Raw genomic sequence first — 1,076 nt, 5'->3', positions numbered from 1 at the left:
CCTGGGGACAGCCTCGTGGAGGAGGAGGCCTCCCCGATGCTTCGTGAGAAGGTCCTCGCCGCCACGGTAACGGTGATGGAAGTGCCCCAGCCGCCCATCGTGGAGGACGCCATCCGGCACGCCATGGCCTTCCGGGTGAAGGACGTTGAGCGTGCGACTTCCGGCCTTTCCAAGCCGTTGCGCACGCTCCTCCACAAGCTGCTGCGGCGAGAGAAGGGCGAGCGTTTCTCGACGGCGGCGGAACTGGAGGCGGAACTGCGAGCACAGTTGGCGAGTCGGGGGCCCTACAGCGCGGCGGACGCCGTGAAGGAAGTCCAGCAGGCGCTGCTGGAGGGGGGCGAGGCGCTGGAGGAGTTGGACTTGCTGGAGGAGGACGAGGGGGGGATTTCCCCTGCGTTCCCTCCGCTCGGCCCGGACGACATCCGGACGGAGCCGCGGCCCTTGCCCAATGCGGACGAGACGCCCACGGAGCCGGGGCTGGGTGCCCTGCGTGTGGCCAAGGATGACCCGGGGGACTGATAACTGCCACCTCAACTGGACCAGTTGTGCGGTAGCCATTGCGCTCTTACGGAGACTCCTTCGCGAGCAGGCCTTCCTGTGCCGCCTACTGCTGGGCGCCCGCCAATCGCAGGCGCCCCGTGCCTCTTCAGTGATTCCGGACCAATACCTGCGTTGATGCACGGCGCCGCATCGCCGAAGGGTGGCGGCACCTTCATCCTCAGCCGCTCAGCTATCGCTAGCGGCTGGCTGCCCTAGTCCACCGGCCGTTGGAGGCGCCACCTCATCATAGTCATAGCAGCAGGTGGTTGCGGAAACGGTATACAAGTAGTCGCCACCGCTCATGAGTTTGCAGTCATGTCGCCAGCCCTGGAGGCCGTCCGCGTATGTATCGCAGTGGTTCTGGCCGTTTTGGTATGAATTGTAGCACGCCTCCTCGTTCGAGTAGTCGGAGCCCCCAATGAACTTCAGGCAGAACACCAGAGCGCTCTCGCTGCTGGCTGGTGCCTCAACCGCTTCCCCAGTCACGGTCCCACCACAGCCGGCAAGCAGCCCAAGAACCAGCAGTCCTCTGATGC

Annotated in this window: 1 protein-coding gene and 1 pseudogene; one reads left to right on the top strand and one right to left on the bottom strand. The window is 65.2% G+C overall.

Annotation, left to right across the window (positions count from 1 at the left end; genetic code table 11):
• Positions 1-519, top strand: a pseudogene (locus D7V88_RS41745) (serine/threonine protein kinase); the annotation flags it as partial.
• A gap of 207 nt (positions 520-726) precedes the next feature.
• Here the strand turns inward: D7V88_RS41745 and D7V88_RS44055 are convergent.
• Positions 727-1,076: hypothetical protein (locus tag D7V88_RS44055; protein ID WP_208726769.1), on the bottom strand; the 350-nt coding region annotated here is incomplete at its 5' end.

The sequence above is a fragment of the Corallococcus terminator genome (assembly GCF_003611635.1).
Taxonomy (GTDB): Bacteria; Myxococcota; Myxococcia; order Myxococcales; family Myxococcaceae; genus Corallococcus; species Corallococcus terminator.
Note: the sequence above shows the minus strand (reverse complement) of the source record. Positions and strands in the feature narration are given on the sequence as shown.